Source organism: Bacillus sp. EA-CB0995 (genome assembly GCF_055814245.1).
The window spans coordinates 977,382-994,009 of sequence record NZ_CP169269.1; the positions used below are offsets into that span (position 1 = coordinate 977,382).

At 35.8% G+C, this 16,628-nt stretch carries 14 protein-coding genes and 1 pseudogene; 12 read left to right on the forward strand and 3 right to left on the reverse strand.

All coding sequences use genetic code 11. The features are described from left to right. Positions 1 to 27: 27 nt before the first annotated feature. On the forward strand, positions 28 to 765 hold the full coding sequence (locus ACEWFJ_RS05175; protein WP_473690835.1) for a pseudouridine synthase: 738 nt from the start codon (positions 28 to 30) through the stop codon (positions 763 to 765). A 91-nt stretch (positions 766 to 856) separates the two neighbouring features. Here ACEWFJ_RS05175 and ACEWFJ_RS05180 read toward each other — a convergent pair whose 3' ends face one another. After that, complete coding sequence (locus ACEWFJ_RS05180; RefSeq protein ID WP_035436379.1) at positions 857 to 1,078, reverse strand: DeoR family transcriptional regulator; 222 nt, start codon at positions 1,076 to 1,078, stop codon at positions 857 to 859. A 354-nt stretch (positions 1,079 to 1,432) separates the two neighbouring features. On the opposite strand from ACEWFJ_RS05180, the gene pepV reads away from it, so the two are divergent. The 4 genes from pepV to ACEWFJ_RS05200 all read left to right on the forward strand — a co-directional run bounded on the left by pepV (position 1,433) and on the right by ACEWFJ_RS05200 (position 6,719). Beyond that, on the forward strand, positions 1,433 to 2,839 hold the full coding sequence (pepV, locus tag ACEWFJ_RS05185; protein ID WP_473690837.1) for a dipeptidase PepV: 1,407 nt from the start codon (positions 1,433 to 1,435) through the stop codon (positions 2,837 to 2,839). Between the two features lie 152 nt (positions 2,840 to 2,991). Beyond that, positions 2,992 to 3,546 carry an RNA 2',3'-cyclic phosphodiesterase gene (gene thpR / locus ACEWFJ_RS05190; protein WP_473690839.1) on the forward strand — a complete coding sequence of 185 codons (555 nt, stop codon included), beginning with the start codon at positions 2,992 to 2,994 and terminating at the stop codon, positions 3,544 to 3,546. Positions 3,547 to 3,613: 67 nt separating this feature from the next. Then, positions 3,614 to 5,755 (forward strand): type I pullulanase, encoded by a 2,142-nt coding sequence (gene pulA, locus ACEWFJ_RS05195; RefSeq protein WP_473690841.1) that lies wholly within the window; start codon positions 3,614 to 3,616, stop codon positions 5,753 to 5,755. A 166-nt stretch (positions 5,756 to 5,921) separates the two neighbouring features. After that, entirely contained in the window at positions 5,922 to 6,719 is a 798-nt protein-coding gene (locus ACEWFJ_RS05200) for a phosphotransferase (RefSeq protein WP_473690843.1), read from the forward strand. A 1-nt stretch (position 6,720) separates the two neighbouring features. On the opposite strand, the gene ACEWFJ_RS05205 is transcribed toward ACEWFJ_RS05200, so the two are convergent. Next, entirely contained in the window at positions 6,721 to 6,999 is a 279-nt protein-coding gene (locus tag ACEWFJ_RS05205) for a YtzH-like family protein (RefSeq protein WP_098306736.1), read from the reverse strand. A 209-nt stretch (positions 7,000 to 7,208) separates the two neighbouring features. Between ACEWFJ_RS05205 and trmB the strand changes: the two genes are divergently transcribed. The 5 genes and pseudogenes from trmB (at position 7,209) to ACEWFJ_RS05230 (ending at position 13,142) form a co-directional block, all read left to right on the forward strand. After that, positions 7,209 to 7,862, forward strand: a complete 654-nt coding sequence (gene trmB, locus ACEWFJ_RS05210; protein WP_473690845.1) for a tRNA (guanosine(46)-N7)-methyltransferase TrmB — start codon at positions 7,209 to 7,211, stop codon at positions 7,860 to 7,862. Between the two features lie 509 nt (positions 7,863 to 8,371). Beyond that, positions 8,372 to 9,354: pseudogene (locus ACEWFJ_RS05215) on the forward strand (S66 family peptidase). Between the two features lie 572 nt (positions 9,355 to 9,926). After that, positions 9,927 to 10,328 (forward strand): YxeA family protein, encoded by a 402-nt coding sequence (locus ACEWFJ_RS05220; protein ID WP_473690847.1) that lies wholly within the window; start codon positions 9,927 to 9,929, stop codon positions 10,326 to 10,328. 189 nt (positions 10,329 to 10,517) lie between these two features. Further along, a complete protein-coding gene (locus tag ACEWFJ_RS05225) occupies positions 10,518 to 11,864 on the forward strand; it encodes a 2-hydroxycarboxylate transporter family protein (protein WP_429719065.1) in 1,347 nt (448 codons plus the stop codon). A gap of 66 nt (positions 11,865 to 11,930) precedes the next feature. Further along, entirely contained in the window at positions 11,931 to 13,142 is a 1,212-nt protein-coding gene (locus ACEWFJ_RS05230) for an NAD(P)-dependent malic enzyme (protein ID WP_473690849.1), read from the forward strand. A gap of 178 nt (positions 13,143 to 13,320) precedes the next feature. On the opposite strand, the gene ACEWFJ_RS05235 is transcribed toward ACEWFJ_RS05230, so the two are convergent. Next, entirely contained in the window at positions 13,321 to 13,698 is a 378-nt protein-coding gene (locus tag ACEWFJ_RS05235; protein WP_473690851.1) for a hypothetical protein, read from the reverse strand. 422 nt (positions 13,699 to 14,120) lie between these two features. On the opposite strand from ACEWFJ_RS05235, the gene ACEWFJ_RS05240 reads away from it, so the two are divergent. Further along, positions 14,121 to 15,728: a sensor histidine kinase gene (locus ACEWFJ_RS05240; protein WP_473690853.1), complete on the forward strand. Its 1,608-nt coding sequence runs from the start codon at positions 14,121 to 14,123 to the stop codon at positions 15,726 to 15,728. Next, positions 15,725 to 16,432 carry a response regulator gene (locus tag ACEWFJ_RS05245; RefSeq protein ID WP_473690855.1) on the forward strand — a complete coding sequence of 236 codons (708 nt, stop codon included), beginning with the start codon at positions 15,725 to 15,727 and terminating at the stop codon, positions 16,430 to 16,432. The genes ACEWFJ_RS05240 and ACEWFJ_RS05245 overlap by 4 nt, the downstream gene beginning before the upstream one ends. Positions 16,433 to 16,628 lie beyond the last annotated feature (196 nt).

Below are 16,628 nucleotides of genomic sequence, written 5' to 3' on the forward strand. Positions count from 1 at the left end.
CTGAGTATAAAAAGAAGGTGTGAAACGATGAGATTAGATAAATTATTAGCAAATATGGGCTATGGTAGCCGCAAAGAAGTGAAGAAGCTATTAAAAGACGGCGTCGTAAAAATAGATGGCGTACCGGTGAAAGATGCAAAATATCATGTGAATGTGGAAGAACAAGAGGTTATGATTCACGGGGAAGTAGTGGAGTATAAAGAATTTGTGTATTTAATGATGCATAAACCTCAAGGCGTCATTTCTGCAACAGAAGATGATAATCATGAAACGGTTGTTGACTTATTAGAACTAGAAGATGCTATTTTTAATCCATTTCCAGTAGGAAGACTTGATATTGATACAGAAGGTTTTCTTTTATTAACGAATGACGGAAAGCTAACGCATCAATTACTTTCTCCGAAAAAGCACGTACCGAAAAAATATTTTGCGAGAGTAGCTGGGAAAGTTACAGAAGAGGATATTGCTGCGTTCAAAAAAGGTGTTATTTTAGATGACGGATATGAAACGAAGCCAGGAGAGCTTACGATTTTACAAAGCGATGATGTGTCTGAAATTGAACTTGTCATTACAGAAGGTAAGTTTCATCAAGTAAAGCGCATGTTTGAAGCAGTTGGAAAAAAGGTTGTGTATTTAAAACGTACAGAGATGGGGCCTTTAGTATTAGATGAGGAATTAGAACTTGGGCAATATCGTGAGTTAACAGATGAAGAAGTAGAAATGCTGAAGTCATATCATTCTCAAACAGAGGGTTTAGATAATTAATATATTACCCTGAGACCGATTCCGAAAACGAAAAAGAATCCCCTTTCTCTGTATAGAAAGGGGATATATATTGTAAATCAAGTTAAATTTGTCACGAGGTCATTCTCACTTTCTTTCCTGTTGTTGTCCACTTGCCGCGGCAAGGGCTATACACGAGTTCATTAAATTGCAACACATTCAGATCGCGCTGTATCGTTCGCGGTGTGATCCCGAACTCATCTACAAGGTCTTGCGTCGTTACGGTGCCTTTCTCATTAATGTACATATAGATAGATTTAATGCGTGTTAGCATACGAGTAGTTGTAGGTTTTATCAAAAAACCACTCCTCTACAAGTTTTTTGACCCATTCAGGAAAGAAGGTCTTTACTTCCATTGTACTCCATATGAAAAAAATCATGCTCTAACTTGCTCAAATTTTACAAAATTTTAACATGTAATAGAGTTTGTAGAAAGAAAGTTGTTGACATTTTGTTTCTCTTTATCAACTATCTTACTAAATTTCTACGGAAAACGTCAAATTCCTGCAAAAAATTTTGAGAAAAATAAGAAAAAACCAATTTTAATTATCTGAAATATTTAAATTGTTCGGTATTAATCCTTTCCTTGCTAGCATAATCAGAAATCGTTTGCTATGATGAAAGAGAGAATAGAGAAGAAGGTGAAGGTATGACAAACATAAATTGGATGCAAGAAGTAGAGAAACGAAAAGATGCTCTTATTCAAGACGTACAGCAATTTTTACAAATTAAAAGTGTATGGGAAGAAGAGACGGCAAAAGAAGGTGCACCATTTGGCGAGGGTGTAGCAAAGGCATTATCTTTCATGCTAGATAAGGGAGAAGCTGACGGATTTCTTTCTAAAAATTTAGAAGGATATGCAGGTCATTTAGAGATGGGACAAGGAGAAGAACTTCTTGGTATTTTATGTCATGTTGATGTTGTACCAGAAGGAGACGGCTGGACAACTCCTGCATATAGTGCGGATATTCGCGATGGTAAAATTTTTGCACGCGGTGCAATTGATGATAAAGGGCCAACAATGGCAGCTTACTATGCAATGAAAATTGTAAAAGAATTAGGATTGCCGCTTTCTAAACGTGTTCGAATGATTTTAGGAACAGATGAAGAAAGTAATTGGAAATGCGTGGATCATTACTTCAAACATGAAGAAATGCCAACGATGGGATTTGCACCGGATGCAGATTTCCCGATTATTAATGCTGAAAAAGGGATTTGCGATTTATATGTTGTTCAAAATAAAAAAGAACACGCAGCAGGAGAGAATGTATTAGTATCATTTTCATCTGGACGTCGTTTAAATATGGTTCCTGATTTTGCAGAAGCTGTTGTAACGAGCGAAAAAGCAGCAGAACTTGCAAGTCAGTATGAACAATATGTAGAAGAAGCAAAGAAAAACGGAAAAGCAATTGTGGAAGGAAATACAGTTACATTGCAAGTAAAAGGCATTTCTGCACACGGCTCTACGCCTGAACAAGGAGAAAATGCAGGATTAACACTTGTGAACTTCTTAACGACAATCTCTTTAGATGAGCAAGGCGCAGCATTTGCTAGCCTAGCGGCGGAAACATTCACAAATGATACGCTTGGGAAAAAAGCTGGCATTGCTTATGCAGATGAGATTACCGGGCCATTAACAGTAAACGTTGGTCTTCTTTCATATAAGAAAGAAGAAGGCGGTAAACTTGGATTAAATATTCGTTATCCAGTTACAACAAACTTAGAAGGAACGCTGCAAACATTAACGAATTATGTGAGTGCACAGGACTTTGCTATAACAAATGTGTCAGACTCTCGTCCGCATCACGTAGATAAAGATCATGTGTTAATTCGTACACTTCAGCGTGTATACGAAGAGCAAACAGGCGAAAAAGCAGAGCTATTAGCAATCGGCGGCGGTACATATGCACGTTCATTGGAAGCTGGTGTTGCGTTCGGTCCTCTATTCCCAGGAAAAGAAGAATTAGCGCATCAAAAAGATGAGTATATTGAAATTGAGGATTTACTAAAAGCGACAGCCATCTATGCACACGCTATTTATGAATTAGCGAAATAGTAGCAACAATACATGAACCGCTCTCTGCAAGGAGAGCGGCTTCTTTTGTATGTATGGAGAATAAGAAGACGTTTCACACTAATAATAGTGAAAAGTCCTGTTGAGATGTATTTAGTTAGAAAGTTTAATAACAGGAAAAGGAGTTAGAAAAGATGGCGAGACATTATTTTATTGCAGTGAAATTACCAAATGAGATAAAGAATGTGCTGGCGGAGTGGAAAGAAACGATAGAAGAAACCGCTCCGTTTCGTTCTTGGGTGCATAAAGAGGACTATCATATTACACTCTCGTTTTTAGGAGGTGCTGAGGAAGCGCAGATTAAAAAATTGAAACAAGACTTGCAGCAGCTAGCTGAAATTTCACGTTTTTCACTTACATTGCAAGGATGTCATACATTTGGAAGAAAAGAACAGCCGCGTGTTTTTTGGGTGGGAGTGGAAGAAGAAAGGGCTTTGTTCGACTTACAAAAACAAGTATATACAATATGTGAACAGAATGGTTTTCAATTAGAAACACGCCCGTATCACCCTCACATTACGATAGCTCGTAAATGGAAAGGTGAAGAAAAATTTGATGAGAAGCAGCTTTCAGTAGTACCGCGGCGTACATTTGAAGTCGAAACAGTAACCTTATACGAAACTCATGTAGACCAGGTACCGAAGTATGAGGCAATCCATGAAATATCTTTACAGAAGACACAAGCTTGAAAACGTTTTCCGTTTTTTTGAATATACTATAGAAAATGGAATGTCTCTTGGGAGGATGTGAGTACATATGTTAAACATACAGCGTACGTTTGAAGCGTATTTAGATGAAACGGATAAAATCACAATTTTACTTCCGCATGCGTACGGAACGAGTAGCATCTTCCATTTAAAACAAGATGCAAATGAATGGGAGCTCTCAATCGAACGTATCATCTCTCTTCCACATGCAATAAAATATGAATGTAAAGTGAGTGAACCAATTACACTGAATCAGTGTTATATCATATGTGATGAGCGCGGCGTAGAAACAGATTTGCAGATGGGTGCTGTCATTCGAACAGCGAAGTTTGATGAGTTATATATGTACGAGGGAAGCGATTTAGGAGCTTCTTATTCAAAGGAACAAACTAAGTTTAAAGTGTGGGCACCAACAGCCACTAAAGCAAAAGTTCGTATTTATGAAAGCGCCGATGTATATACAGATTATGAAATGAATGGACAAGAAAAAGGCGTTTGGTGCTATGAGTTGTCGGGAGACTGGGATGGTGCGCAATATACATTTCTTGTCTGTATCAATCTTATTTGGCGAGAAGCAGTTGATCCATATGCAAAATCAGTTTCTTTAAACGGCACATATGGAATCGTCGTAAATCTTGCGAAAACGTATGTACAAGACCATGAACCGTTACCGCCAATGACTTCTATGACGGATGCCATTATTTATGAGGCACACATTCGTGATATGACGATTCATCCTAATAGCGGTGCGAGCAATAAAGGAAAGTACCTCGGTTTAACGGAAGAAGGAACAGTAGGAAAAGATAGGACGTTCACAGCTCTTTCTTATATAAAGGAATTAGGAGTTACACATATCGAACTATTGCCTATTCATCATTATGCTGGAGTAGATGAGGAGCAGCCGTTCACAACGTATAACTGGGGATATAATCCGTTATATTACAACGTTCCAAATGGCAGTTATGCAACAAATCCGATTGATCCGTACAACCGAATTGTTGAATGTAAACAAATGATTCAAGCACTTCATCGAAATGGTCTACGCGTTATTATAGATGTTGTTTATAATCATATATACGAAAGAGAAACATCTTCTTTTGAGAAGCTTGTACCAGGATATTACTTTCGGCACGATGAAAATGGGATGCCGTCAAACGGGACGGGTGTTGGAAATGATATTGCATCAGAGCGTAATATGGTCCGTAAATTTATTGTTGATTCGGTATTATATTGGTTAACAGAATACAATGTGGACGGATTTCGTTTCGACTTAATGGGTATTTTAGATGTCGATACAATGAACGAGATTCGTGAAAAAACAAATGCAGTGAAAGAGCATGTAGTATTAATAGGTGAAGGATGGGATTTACAAACACCGCTTGCTGCTGATAAGAAAGCAACGTTACAGAATGCAATCCAAATACCATCTATTGCTCAGTTTAATGATCAATTTCGAGATGGAATCAAGGGAAGTACATTTGATGTGCAAAAAAGCGGCTACGCTCTTGGTGAAACAACAAATAAAGAGCATATCCAATATTTACTTACAGGAAGTGTCCCTTATTTAAAGTCGGCTAGTTTATTTCAAGAGCCTGTGCAAAGCATTAATTATGTAGAATGTCACGATAACATGACAATGTGGGATAAGATTGCAAGCAACAGTAAAGAGGAGGAACAATTGCAAAAACGTCGTCACCGCCTCGCAACGACAATGACATTATTAGCACAAGGTATTCCGTTCTTACATGCTGGTCAAGAATTTTACCGTACAAAACAAGGAAATGAAAATAGTTATAATGCCCCGGATTGCATCAATCAGATGGACTGGGATCAAAAAGAGCGAGAAGAAGAAAATATTTCCTATATAAAAGGAATGATTCGTATTCGAAAATCACACGGAGCATTTCGTTTTGCGTCTTCTGAGTTAATTAAGCGGTATATGTCCTTCTTAAATACGGTTCCTTCTGTTATCGCGTATTACTTACAGGATGTGCAGCAGTTTGGGAAGTGGAAAGAAATTGTTGTGTTCTTTCATAACGGAATAGAAGAGCAAACTGTTTCATTGCCAAATAGCGGCGTATGGTATGTACTTGCGAATGATAAAAATGCAGCAGAGAGTCCAATTTCTTCATTTGATGGAGATACATTTGTGATTGCTCCGATTAGTACCTATATATTGGCGAAAATGTGACAAATCGACCCTTGACGATGCGAATATAATAAATGTAGAATTGACAAAGGTGGCTATTCAGATAAGTTGCCATATATATTATTGTTTTTGTAAAATAAAGTAAAAGAGTGAACAGCTTGTTTGTTTCTTTTCATAACTATAAAAGATAAGGAATTGTTAACGGGTAATGAACATGGAATGGTTGGAACAATTGTTAGGAGAAGAGTGGAAAGTAATACCAGCCGGAGGGGCGACAGGAGATGCCTATATTGCGCATAATGAACAACATAAACTATTTTTAAAGCGCAATTCATCGCCCTTTCTTGCGGTATTGTCAGCAGAAGGGATTGTTCCGAAGCTACTTTGGACAAGGCGATTAACAAATGGCGATGTCATTTCGGCACAAAAGTGGCTGCCAGGACAAAGGTTAGAGCCAGAAGATATGAAATCTAAGCGAGTTGCAGCATTGCTGAAAAAAATTCATTCTTCTGAGGCGTTAGTGCATATGCTTCAAAAGCTTGGGAAACGGCCCCTGCAAGCACAAGATATATTAGAAGAAGTGCTTCTCACCTTGCAAGAGGATGTAAAGCAAAATGAAATCATTCAAAAAGGACTTCAGTATTTACAAAAGTCCCTCCAGAATGTAGAATTTGATAATCTTGCTGTTTGTCATTGCGATGTGAATCATAACAATTGGTTATTAACAGATGATGATGAATTGTTCTTGATTGATTGGGACGGAGCAGTTATTGCAGATCCAGCTCTTGATATTGGGATGCTACTCCATTGGTACATTCCAAGGGATGAATGGCACGAGTGGCTTGAGCATTATGGATTAGAACTGACTGATTCTTTGCTAAGCCGTATGAAATGGTATGTTACACTGCAATGTATGATTTTCGTACAATGGTACACAGCAAAAAATAAGCAAGTAGAAGCAGAATATTGGCTTCAATATTTAATACAACTACTCGCTTCAGAATAATTTAAGAAAAACTATCCATTCCTGTAATCCATTGTGACAGTTGTTCTTGATGACCAGAAATATGGCCGTCTAAATCAGGAGACAATTTACCCGATTGACTATAGTAATATACATCGTTTAACATCGTTTTGACCTCATTGCTCACACTGTCATTTACGAGTAATGATTGAATGAGACGTTCTAATTGTTCACACTCAGAAACCGTTCCACAGCAATCACTTTGATGATTGACTAAGATGTCTTTTAAGATTGCCATTTGATGTTCATGGTTAAGTGGCATTTTTGACACATCCTTTTCAGTTGTTATCGTAACAATGAAACGAGCGTAGTGTACCGCCAGCGAAGAGTTGATGGAAGTTGTATGTAATACACTTTGTAGTTTCCATCAAAATAGCAAATCTTATACTAGAAAGAAACGGACCGAGTGCTCGTACGTACTTGGTTTTTTATTTGATACACACATCTTGAAATGCAGAGAGGGAGAGAACTATGCGCTTAAGACATAAACCATATGCAATGGACCGAACGAAAGAATATTCGCAGTTTGTAATTGGAAATCCAGAAGAACATAACGGGAAATGGAAAGAGTTGTTTGGTAACGACAACCCAATTCATATTGAAGTTGGAACAGGACGTGGCCGCTTCATGTACGAAATGGCAAAAGCAAATCCCGATGTAAACTATATTGGAATTGAGAAGTTTACAAGTGTGGTTGTAGATGCACTTGATAAACTAATTGAAGAAGCAGTGCCGAATTTAAAATTAATTAATAAAGACGCAGAAGATTTAACAGTATTTTTTGCGGAGAATGAAATTGATCGCGTTTATTTAAACTTCTCTGATCCATGGCCAAAGAATCGTCATGAAAAACGCCGTTTAACGTATAAAACGTTTTTAAGTAACTATGAAACAGTACTTGTAAAGGGCGGAGAAATTCACTTCAAAACAGATAACCAAGCTCTATTCGAATACTCTCTTACAAGTATGGCGGAATATGGCATGCTGCTGCCGTATATTAGCTTAGATCTTCACAACAGTGATTTTGAAGGCAACATTATGACGGAATACGAAGCAAAATTCTCAAGCAAGGGAAATCGTATTTACCGCGTTGAAGCAAAATATCGTACAGAACCTGCGCAATAATGCGCAGGTTTTTTCTTTTTAAGGAACTAGCTGCATAAAATAAAGAAGCCGCCCCAAAGTACTAGCTTTGTGACAGCTTCTTGGAAAAAAGAAAGAGTTAGAGAAGCACAAGAATGTCAATGAAAGTGAAATGGTTTGAAAACTAAATTTTCAGAAAAATATAAAGCTTATAGGGTGTTTTTTTTCTACTCTTTCTTTATGATTATGAGTTTATCACTAAAAATAAAATAAATCAACAAAAAATAGACAATTTTCTTTATAATTCGACAATTAAACAGACTAATATAAGACTACTTATAAGAATTTAATATAGTTACTAAAGCTGGAAAGCTAGGCACATGAATATATTGTTGGAATTACATCTTTTGATTGAATTTGAGGTTTATCCCGCATTAACGGGCAGTAAGACCCCCACTGATGGAAGTTTCACTTTACATCAGAACCATTTAAACTATTATTAGGTTATATTAAATGTGGATAGCACATGCAATACATAGGAGTGAAAAGGATTGTTTCAGTTAAACAAAGGAGATCAAATAGGTATTTTTTCACCATCACTGCCAGGTACATATACATCGCCTAATAGATTCAAACGCTCCAAACAGTTTATGGAAAGTAAAGGATTTCGTATAGTTGATGGAAGTCTTACTGGAAAACATGATGGGTATCGATCTGGAAGTATAAAGGATCGTGCTCAAGAGTTGAATGAACTCATTCGAAATCCAGCGATTAAGTGTATTATGTCGTCTGTTGGAGGGAGCAATTCAAATTCTTTACTTCCCTATTTAGATTACGAAGCAATAAAACAACACCCTAAAATTTTTGTTGGATATTCAGATGTTACAGCAATTTTATTAGGTATTTATGCTAAAACAGGTATTCAAACATTTTATGGACCTTCCTTGATTTCTTCATTGGGAGAATTTCCTCCGTATGTAAATGACACATTTTCATCATTTGAAGATGTGCTAATAAAAAGTGAAGCACTTCCATATGAGTATCCTGTATATCCTTTTTGGACAGATGAGCAATTAAATTGGCAGACACAAAATAGGCCAAAAAAAGTTATCCGAATGAATGGATTTGTGTAAAAGAAGGTGTAGCAACAGGTCGGTTAATAGCTGGAAATTTAACGACAATGTTAAGTATATGGGGAAGTCCTTATATGCCTGCTATTAATAAGGGGGATATTTTAATGATTGAAGACTGTAAAAAAACAGCAGCGATCGTTGAAAAGCATTTTAGTTTCCTAAAAATACATAGTGTGTTCGACAAGGTTAGCGGCGTAATCATAGGAAAGCATGAACAGTTTGACGATCAAGGAACAGGGTTAGCGCCATATGACATTTTACTCGAAGTAATCGGGGACCTTGATATACCTATCTTAGCGGATTTTGATTGCTGCCATACACATCCTATTGTAACAATGCCAATTGGAGCAACTATTGAATTAAATGCAACGCAAAAAACAGTTCGTATTTTGAGCTTTTGATTGTTCATAGCATTTGCGATTAGAGTTATACCTATCTAGGGCGAAAAATACGTGCATTTTTAATCTTATAAGAAACATAAAAAAATCCCTTCAGAAAAAATCTAAAGGGATTTTTGATATTGAAAAAACATACAAGTCTTTGTGTTAATAATCTAGTTAAATAATAGATAAAATACATATCAAACCAAATAACCTCAAAAAGTTTAAGGTATTTGGTTTGATATGACAGGACAGCAAAGAAAGAGTGGTAACTGCACATACATGTCAAACAAGTGGAAATAGAGTAAACAAGCAAAAAAATGAATATTTATACTTCTTGGAATACAGAGGGTTTTAGTTACTCTCTCTTTGTGATTGTAAGTGTAACACTAAAAATAAAATAAATCAACAAAAAATAGACAATTTTCCTATTAATTCGACAATTAGGATTTTTGGATAATATCTGTGATAAAGATTCAACCATTACAAAAATGTAATGGTTACGTAACCTAAATCGATAACAAATCACGCACAAAACCTTTACGATACAAAAAGATAATACATTGCAAATTCATAGAAAAGGCGTGAACGATTTGAAGAAATATGTAGTAGGTGTTATGACATGTGTTCTATTATTTTTACTATCTTCAGTAGCAGTTTTGGCTGTTGCTGAAAAGAATGATGTACTAGATATTAAAAAATGGGGAACAAAAGAATATTATGTTCAAATCACAGAGAACGGAAAAGAAGAATCTACGAAAGGTGAAGATGGGGAAATGTATACGTTGTATTGGTATACATTGAAAGCATATGATGATAAAGGTAAGGAAGTAACTGTTAAATTTTTTGCAAATAAAAATTTGAAATTACATGCATTTCTTCGTGTGTATGTAGAGGGTGAATATGATGACAAAACGAAATCAATTCAAACTTATGAAGAGGTAACAATGAACGAATTACCTGTGAAGGCAAAAGAAAAGTTAGGTGTGAAATAATATATATATAAAGCAGTCCGTATTTATTTAGAAAAAAACGCTATTCTTTTTGTAGAAATATAAAAAGAATAGCGTTTTTTTGCCAATCTCGTTTTTTTAATTACAAAACCAATTACAAAACTTACAAAATCTGTTTTTACTATTGAAAGCGTTTTAATATTGTGAGTAACAACATAAGGGGGTGCCTCTATGGGGATTCAAAATAAAATGGAAACGGTGTCACCTGTAGGTGAAGTAGAAACAAAACAAGAATCACTCGTTTCAAAAATCATGAATATAAAAATTGGTGTTATACCGTTGCCTTTATATATCGTGCTAGCGGCTGTTATTTACGGAGCATCTGTATATAATAAGTTGCCTGCTGATATGATTGGTGGATTTGCAGTTATTATGATTATGGGAATTTTCTTAGGTGATATCGGAATGAGAATTCCGATTTTAAAGAACATTGGTGGACCAGCAATTCTTTCATTATTTATTCCGTCATTGCTTGTGTTTTTTAATTGGATGAACCCAGCTTCAATGAATGCTGCGAATATGTTAATGAAAAAATCGAACTTTTTATATTTATATATTTCTTGCTTAGTAGTCGGAAGTATTTTAGGAATGAACCGTAAAGTGTTAGTACAAGGGTTTATTCGTATGTTTATCCCGTTGGTTGTAGGAACACTTGCTTCAATCGCGGTTGGGTTATTAGTTGGATCGTTATTTGGATTCGAAATGAAGCGAACGTTCTTCTTTATTATTGTGCCAATTGTGAGCGGTGGTATCGGAGAAGGAATTTTACCACTTTCCTTAGCATACGGCGATATTTTACATCAATCATCAGCAACATTTGTATCTCAGCTTATTCCTGCAGCAATTATTGGAAATATGTTTGCGATTGTAAGTGCTGGATATATGAAACGATTAGGTGAGAAAAAACCAGAGCTTAGCGGTAATGGTTTATTAGTGAAAACAGATAATCAAGCTGAATTATTAAAAGAAAAAAATACAGAAAAACCGATTGATTTCTCATTAATGGGAGCAGGTTTATTAATTGCATGTACGTTCTTTATCTTCGGTGGGTTTGCTTCTAAATTTATTGGTATTCCAGGAGCAATCATTATGATCTTTTCTGCTGCAGTTGTGAAATACTTCAAATTAATGCCAGCAAAAATGGAGCAAGGAGCATTTCACTTATATAAATTTATTTCTACAAACTTCACGTGGCCATTAATGGTCGGTTTAGGATTGTTATACATTCCGTTAAAAGATGTAGCAGCTGTTCTTTCAGTTGGATATGTTGTTGTGTGTGCATCTGTAGTAGTAACAATGATCGTATCTGGTTACTTTGTTGGAAAAATCATGAACATGTATCCAGTCGAGTCTGCAATTGTAACAGGATGTCATAGCGGATTAGGTGGAACAGGAGACGTTGCAATCTTATCAGCTTCAAACCGTATGGAATTAATGCCATTTGCACAAATTTCAACACGTTTAGGCGGAGCAGCAATGGTTGTAGCTGCAACAATTTTATTAAAAATGTTTTCGTAATGTATACAGACAAGCTAGCTATGGAAAGACGTAGCTAGCTTGTCGAATTAGGAGGAGACTATTTCTATGTTAGAGAGTCAAATTAAGGAACGTTCATTATTGCTTCATAAAGAATTAGTAGGAAAAATTGAAATTACAAGTAAAGTAGAAGTGAATTCAGCAGATGATTTAAGCTTGACATATACACCAGGCGTAGCTGAATCTTGTAAGGCCATTGCGGCGGATGAAGAAACAGCTTACGACTATACTGCACGCGGTAATATGGTTGCAGTTATTTCGGATGGAACGGCAGTGCTTGGATTAGGGGATATTGGACCGAAAGCAGCTATGCCTGTTATGGAAGGAAAAAGTATTTTATTTAAAAAGTTTGCGAATGTCGATGCGTTTCCGCTTTGCCTTGGAACGAAGGATGTAGATGAAATCGTAACCATTACTAAAAATTTAGAGCCTACATTTGCAGGAATTAATTTAGAAGATATCGCAGCTCCGCGTTGTTTTGAAATCGAAAAACGTTTAAAAGAAGAAATGAATATTCCAGTGTTTCATGATGATCAGCACGGAACAGCAATTGTTGTTTTAGCTGCGGTGATTAACGCATTAAAAGTTGTAAATAAAACGATGAATGAAGTAAAGATTGTCATTAATGGTGCTGGTTCTGCAGGGATTGCAATTGGTAAATTATTATTAAAAGCAGGCGCACAGCATATGACATTAGTAAGTTTAGAAGGGGTTGTTTGTGAAGGAGAGTCATGGATGAACCCAGCACAAATCGAGATTGCTAAAGAAACGAATTGTGAACATGTACGTGGAACGTTAAAAGAAGCGATTTCCGGTGCGGACATTTTTATTGGTGTATCTGCTCCTAACGTATTAACAAAGGAACTTGTGAAGACAATGAATACAAATCCAATCGTGTTTGCAATGGCGAATCCCGTGCCAGAAATATTCCCAGAGGATGCGCTGGAAGCTGGGGCAGCTATTGTTGGAACAGGACGCTCTGATTATCCAAACCAAGTGAACAATGTATTGGCATTTCCAGGTATATTCCGCGGTGCATTAGATGTCCGTGCAACAGATGTTACAGAGGAAATGAAATTAGCTGCGGCGTACGGAATTGCTAACATTATTACGGATGAAGAACGAAATGCAAATTACGTCATTCCAAATCCACTGGATAAAAGAGTTGTACCAAGTGTAGCGGCCGCGGTAGCAAAAGCAGCTATTCAATCAGGAGTGGCGCAAATCACAACGATGCCAAACTATTCTACAGAACAATAAAGTGAAACTTTGAATGGAAGTTTCACTTTATAATTTGATGTTTTCTTGGCTTGTTAAATTAAATAGGTATCCATCGCTACTCATGGATATCTTTTTTGTTTGTTTAAAATCACCACTAGTATAATCTTTGGAAATAGAGTGTTCTAATTCGCATTCTTTTGAATCTATACTCAAAATCTTAATTTTTATTAAGTGTGAAGAAATCTTGTACCAAAAATATAACAGTTATAATGATCATTCCCAAGTTAAATATAAGAGCTGTTATAACAGATAAGTCTGTGATATTTAATAATACGATACAGATTGAAAAAATTGATGCAATAAAAGGAATGATTTTTTTCGTTCTTGATATCACATACCCTTTACTTTCCTGAAGATATATCATCATTACAGCAATAATTAATAGTAGGGGAGCAGTAATAAGGACCCCAAACCAACCTACAGCATCTTCAACAAACCAAGGTAAAAATCGTATGGTTGAGGAGAAGATAAATAGGTTAAGTACGAAAACAAGTAATTGTATGAGAGATAATCTATACATGTTTTTTTGCTTCATAGTTTCAAATCTCCTAAAGTGTAATTTTACACTATTTTAAAAATAATTCACTCGGGTGTCAAGTAGCTTTTCAGCAAATTTTATCCCGCTATTCGTGGGTAGTAAGACCCCCACCTCAAGATTGTGAGGAATCCGAAGAAGATAGATGGGGGATAACTGCCCGTTAAATCCCGATTGGTTCAACTAACCATTCGAAGGAAAAGCATCTCCGAATGGAAGTTTCACTTTATGCTCTTTTTTTCTATTTTTTTACCAAAATCTAGAAATCTGTATGGACCTTTTGGAACTATAGTATATTTGTATTAAAACTAGTAAAGTAATGTGGATGATTTTACTTATAAAAAGTGTTGTTTTTATTAAAGAGAATAAGTAAATATAGATTTTTCATGCGGTATAGAAGAAATAAGGGAGAAAATAGAGAGATGAGAAAAAGAAAAAACTTGTTAGGTTTATGGCCAACGATTACATTGCTGGTGTGTACGGTTGTCATATTGTCTTTGCTTGTAACAGATATTTTAATTAGTCATCATGTTGAGCGTATGACAGAAGAGAGCCAAATGGAAAAAGCTAAAGCAGTTGCACGTATTACAGCAAATTCACCGCTCGTAATCGATGCTTTAGCGGGAAGAAAAGATGTATCTGAAATTCAAACGTATACGAATAGACTTTTAAAAAATACAGATGTTCAATTCATTGTAGTCATGGATATGAATGGAATAAGAAAGTCTCATCCAGATCCTAAGAAGATCGGCCAACATTTTGTAGGGGGCGATGAAGGCTTAGCCATGAAAGGAAAAGAACATGTATCAAAAGCAGAAGGAACATTAGGGAGATCTATGCGGGTATTTGTACCCATTTTTTCTGAAGCGAAAGAACAAATCGGGGTTGTTGCTGTTGGAATTTCAGCTGACAATGTGGAAGAAAGGGTTAAGGAGAGTAGACATATTATTTACATCGGTGTTAGTGTTGGAATTTTAGTTGGTATTATAGGTGCTATTTTATTAGCTAGACATATTAAGAAAATTTTATTTGGCCTCGAACCTAGTGAAATCTCAAAAATTTTAGAAGAGCGGAATACGATGCTACAATCCGTCAAAGAAGGAATTATTGCGATTGATAAAGATGCGAGGATTACTTTAATTAATAACGAAGCGAAACGGTTAATTGAGAAAAGCGGAATTAAAGAAGAATGTATTGGTAAAGACATTGAGCAGTATATGCCGAACACAAGGATAAAAGAAGTATTACAAACGGGAGCAGCGCAGTTCGATGAGGAACAAAGTCTACATGGGATTACAATTGTTACGAATCGAGTTCCGTTATACGTAAAGGATGAAATTGTTGGTGTCATTGCAACATTTCGTGATAAAACGGAAATGAGAAAATTAGCAGAGCAGTTAACGGGTATTCGACTATATGCAGAGGCTTTACGGGCACAATCTCATGAATTTATGAATAAGATGCACGTTGTATTAGGGCTAACACATATGAAAAATTATGAAGAATTAGAGACGTATGTTAGTAGCATGGTATCAGAGCATCAATATGAAATTGGCGGTGTGATGAGGAAAATAAAAAATCCCGTGTTTGCAGGGTTTATGCTGGGCAAGCTTAGCTATGCGAGAGAAAAGGGGATAGAACTGACTATAAGTGAGGATTCGTATTTACCAGATCCAGATGATGAGAGATTGATTCATGAACTCATTACAATTGGAGGAAATTTAATTGATAATGCCCTAGATGCGGTGGCGAGTTGTGAATATAAGCAAGTACATGTTTCCGTCCAATATCATGATAAATTGATTATTAAAGTTACCGATACAGGAAATGGAATTTCGAAAGAAGAAGTGGATAAAATATTCGTCAAAGGCTATTCCACAAAAGGTGAAAATCGAGGGTATGGTTTATATCTTGTAAATGAAAGTATAAGGCGCATAAAAGGGAATATATACATCGATTCCGTCTTAGGGAAGGGAACGACCATCACAATTGAAATACCATATAAAAGTAGGGATGAGATAGGAAAATGATCAAAGTTTTAATTGTAGAAGATGACCCAATGGTGGCGATGCTAAATAAGCATTATTTAGAACAAGTGGGAGGATTTGAACTTGTTCATATAGCTAAATCCGTAAACGAAGCAGTGCAAATATTAGAGGAATCTCATATAGATTTTATACTGCTTGATATTTTTATGCCTGGTGATACAGGGTTTGAATTGTTATTGCATATCCGCAATAAAGAAAAAGAAACTGATGTTATGATGATTTCAGCGGTACATGATATGGCGAGTATTAAAAAAGCACTGCAATATGGAGTTGTCGACTATTTAATTAAACCATTTACATTTGAACGTTTTAAGGAAGCGTTAACTGCATATCGTGAGAAGTTTAGATTTATGAAGGCGCAACAAAAGATTAATCAATCTGAACTAGATGCACTGATTTTACAAAAAGAAAAAGTAGAACCTCACGTAAGTAAAGAACTTCCAAAAGGATTAACAAAACAAACATTGCAGTTAGTTTGGAAACAGATAGAATCGCTTTATGGAAAACCATTTACAACAGATGAAATGGCACAATTAGTTGGAATTTCAAGGGTGTCTATTCGAAAGTATGTCATGTTTTTAATTGAAATCGGAGTTTTAGAAAATGAAATGGTTTATCAGCAGGTAGGGAGACCGGTAAGTAAATTGCGTTGTATTGATGAAACAAAAATACAGTTGTACATGTAAAGCTGTCTCAAAAGGCCGTTAAATAACGACCTTTTGAGGGCAGCTTTTTTGAATAGAAAAGAGTAGGTATGCGAGATGACTAAGATGTATTTATTCATTATTTAGTAGTAATAGTTTTCAAAAAGTGAAAATATTTTTATATAAATAATTGACAATGGAGTAACTTTTTAATAATAATTAGATTATAATAATTTTA

Excerpts from the sequence above, each read along its gene's own strand:
- ACEWFJ_RS05200 (WP_473690843.1), top strand. The coding sequence starts at position 5,922 with ATGAACATGGAATGGTTGGAACAATTGTTAGGAGAAGAGTGGAAAGTA.
- ACEWFJ_RS05235 (WP_473690851.1), bottom strand. The coding sequence starts at position 13,698 with ATGAAGCAAAAAAACATGTATAGATTATCTCTCATACAATTACTTGTT.
- ACEWFJ_RS05205 (WP_098306736.1), bottom strand. The coding sequence starts at position 6,999 with ATGCCACTTAACCATGAACATCAAATGGCAATCTTAAAAGACATCTTA.
- ACEWFJ_RS05240 (WP_473690853.1), top strand. The coding sequence starts at position 14,121 with ATGAGAAAAAGAAAAAACTTGTTAGGTTTATGGCCAACGATTACATTG.
- ACEWFJ_RS05225 (WP_429719065.1), top strand. The coding sequence starts at position 10,518 with ATGGGGATTCAAAATAAAATGGAAACGGTGTCACCTGTAGGTGAAGTA.
- trmB (WP_473690845.1), top strand. The coding sequence starts at position 7,209 with ATGCGCTTAAGACATAAACCATATGCAATGGACCGAACGAAAGAATAT.
- thpR (WP_473690839.1), top strand. The coding sequence starts at position 2,992 with ATGGCGAGACATTATTTTATTGCAGTGAAATTACCAAATGAGATAAAG.
- pepV (WP_473690837.1), top strand. The coding sequence starts at position 1,433 with ATGACAAACATAAATTGGATGCAAGAAGTAGAGAAACGAAAAGATGCT.
- pulA (WP_473690841.1), top strand. The coding sequence starts at position 3,614 with ATGTTAAACATACAGCGTACGTTTGAAGCGTATTTAGATGAAACGGAT.
- ACEWFJ_RS05245 (WP_473690855.1), top strand. The coding sequence starts at position 15,725 with ATGATCAAAGTTTTAATTGTAGAAGATGACCCAATGGTGGCGATGCTA.
- ACEWFJ_RS05175 (WP_473690835.1), top strand. The coding sequence starts at position 28 with ATGAGATTAGATAAATTATTAGCAAATATGGGCTATGGTAGCCGCAAA.
- ACEWFJ_RS05230 (WP_473690849.1), top strand. The coding sequence starts at position 11,931 with ATGTTAGAGAGTCAAATTAAGGAACGTTCATTATTGCTTCATAAAGAA.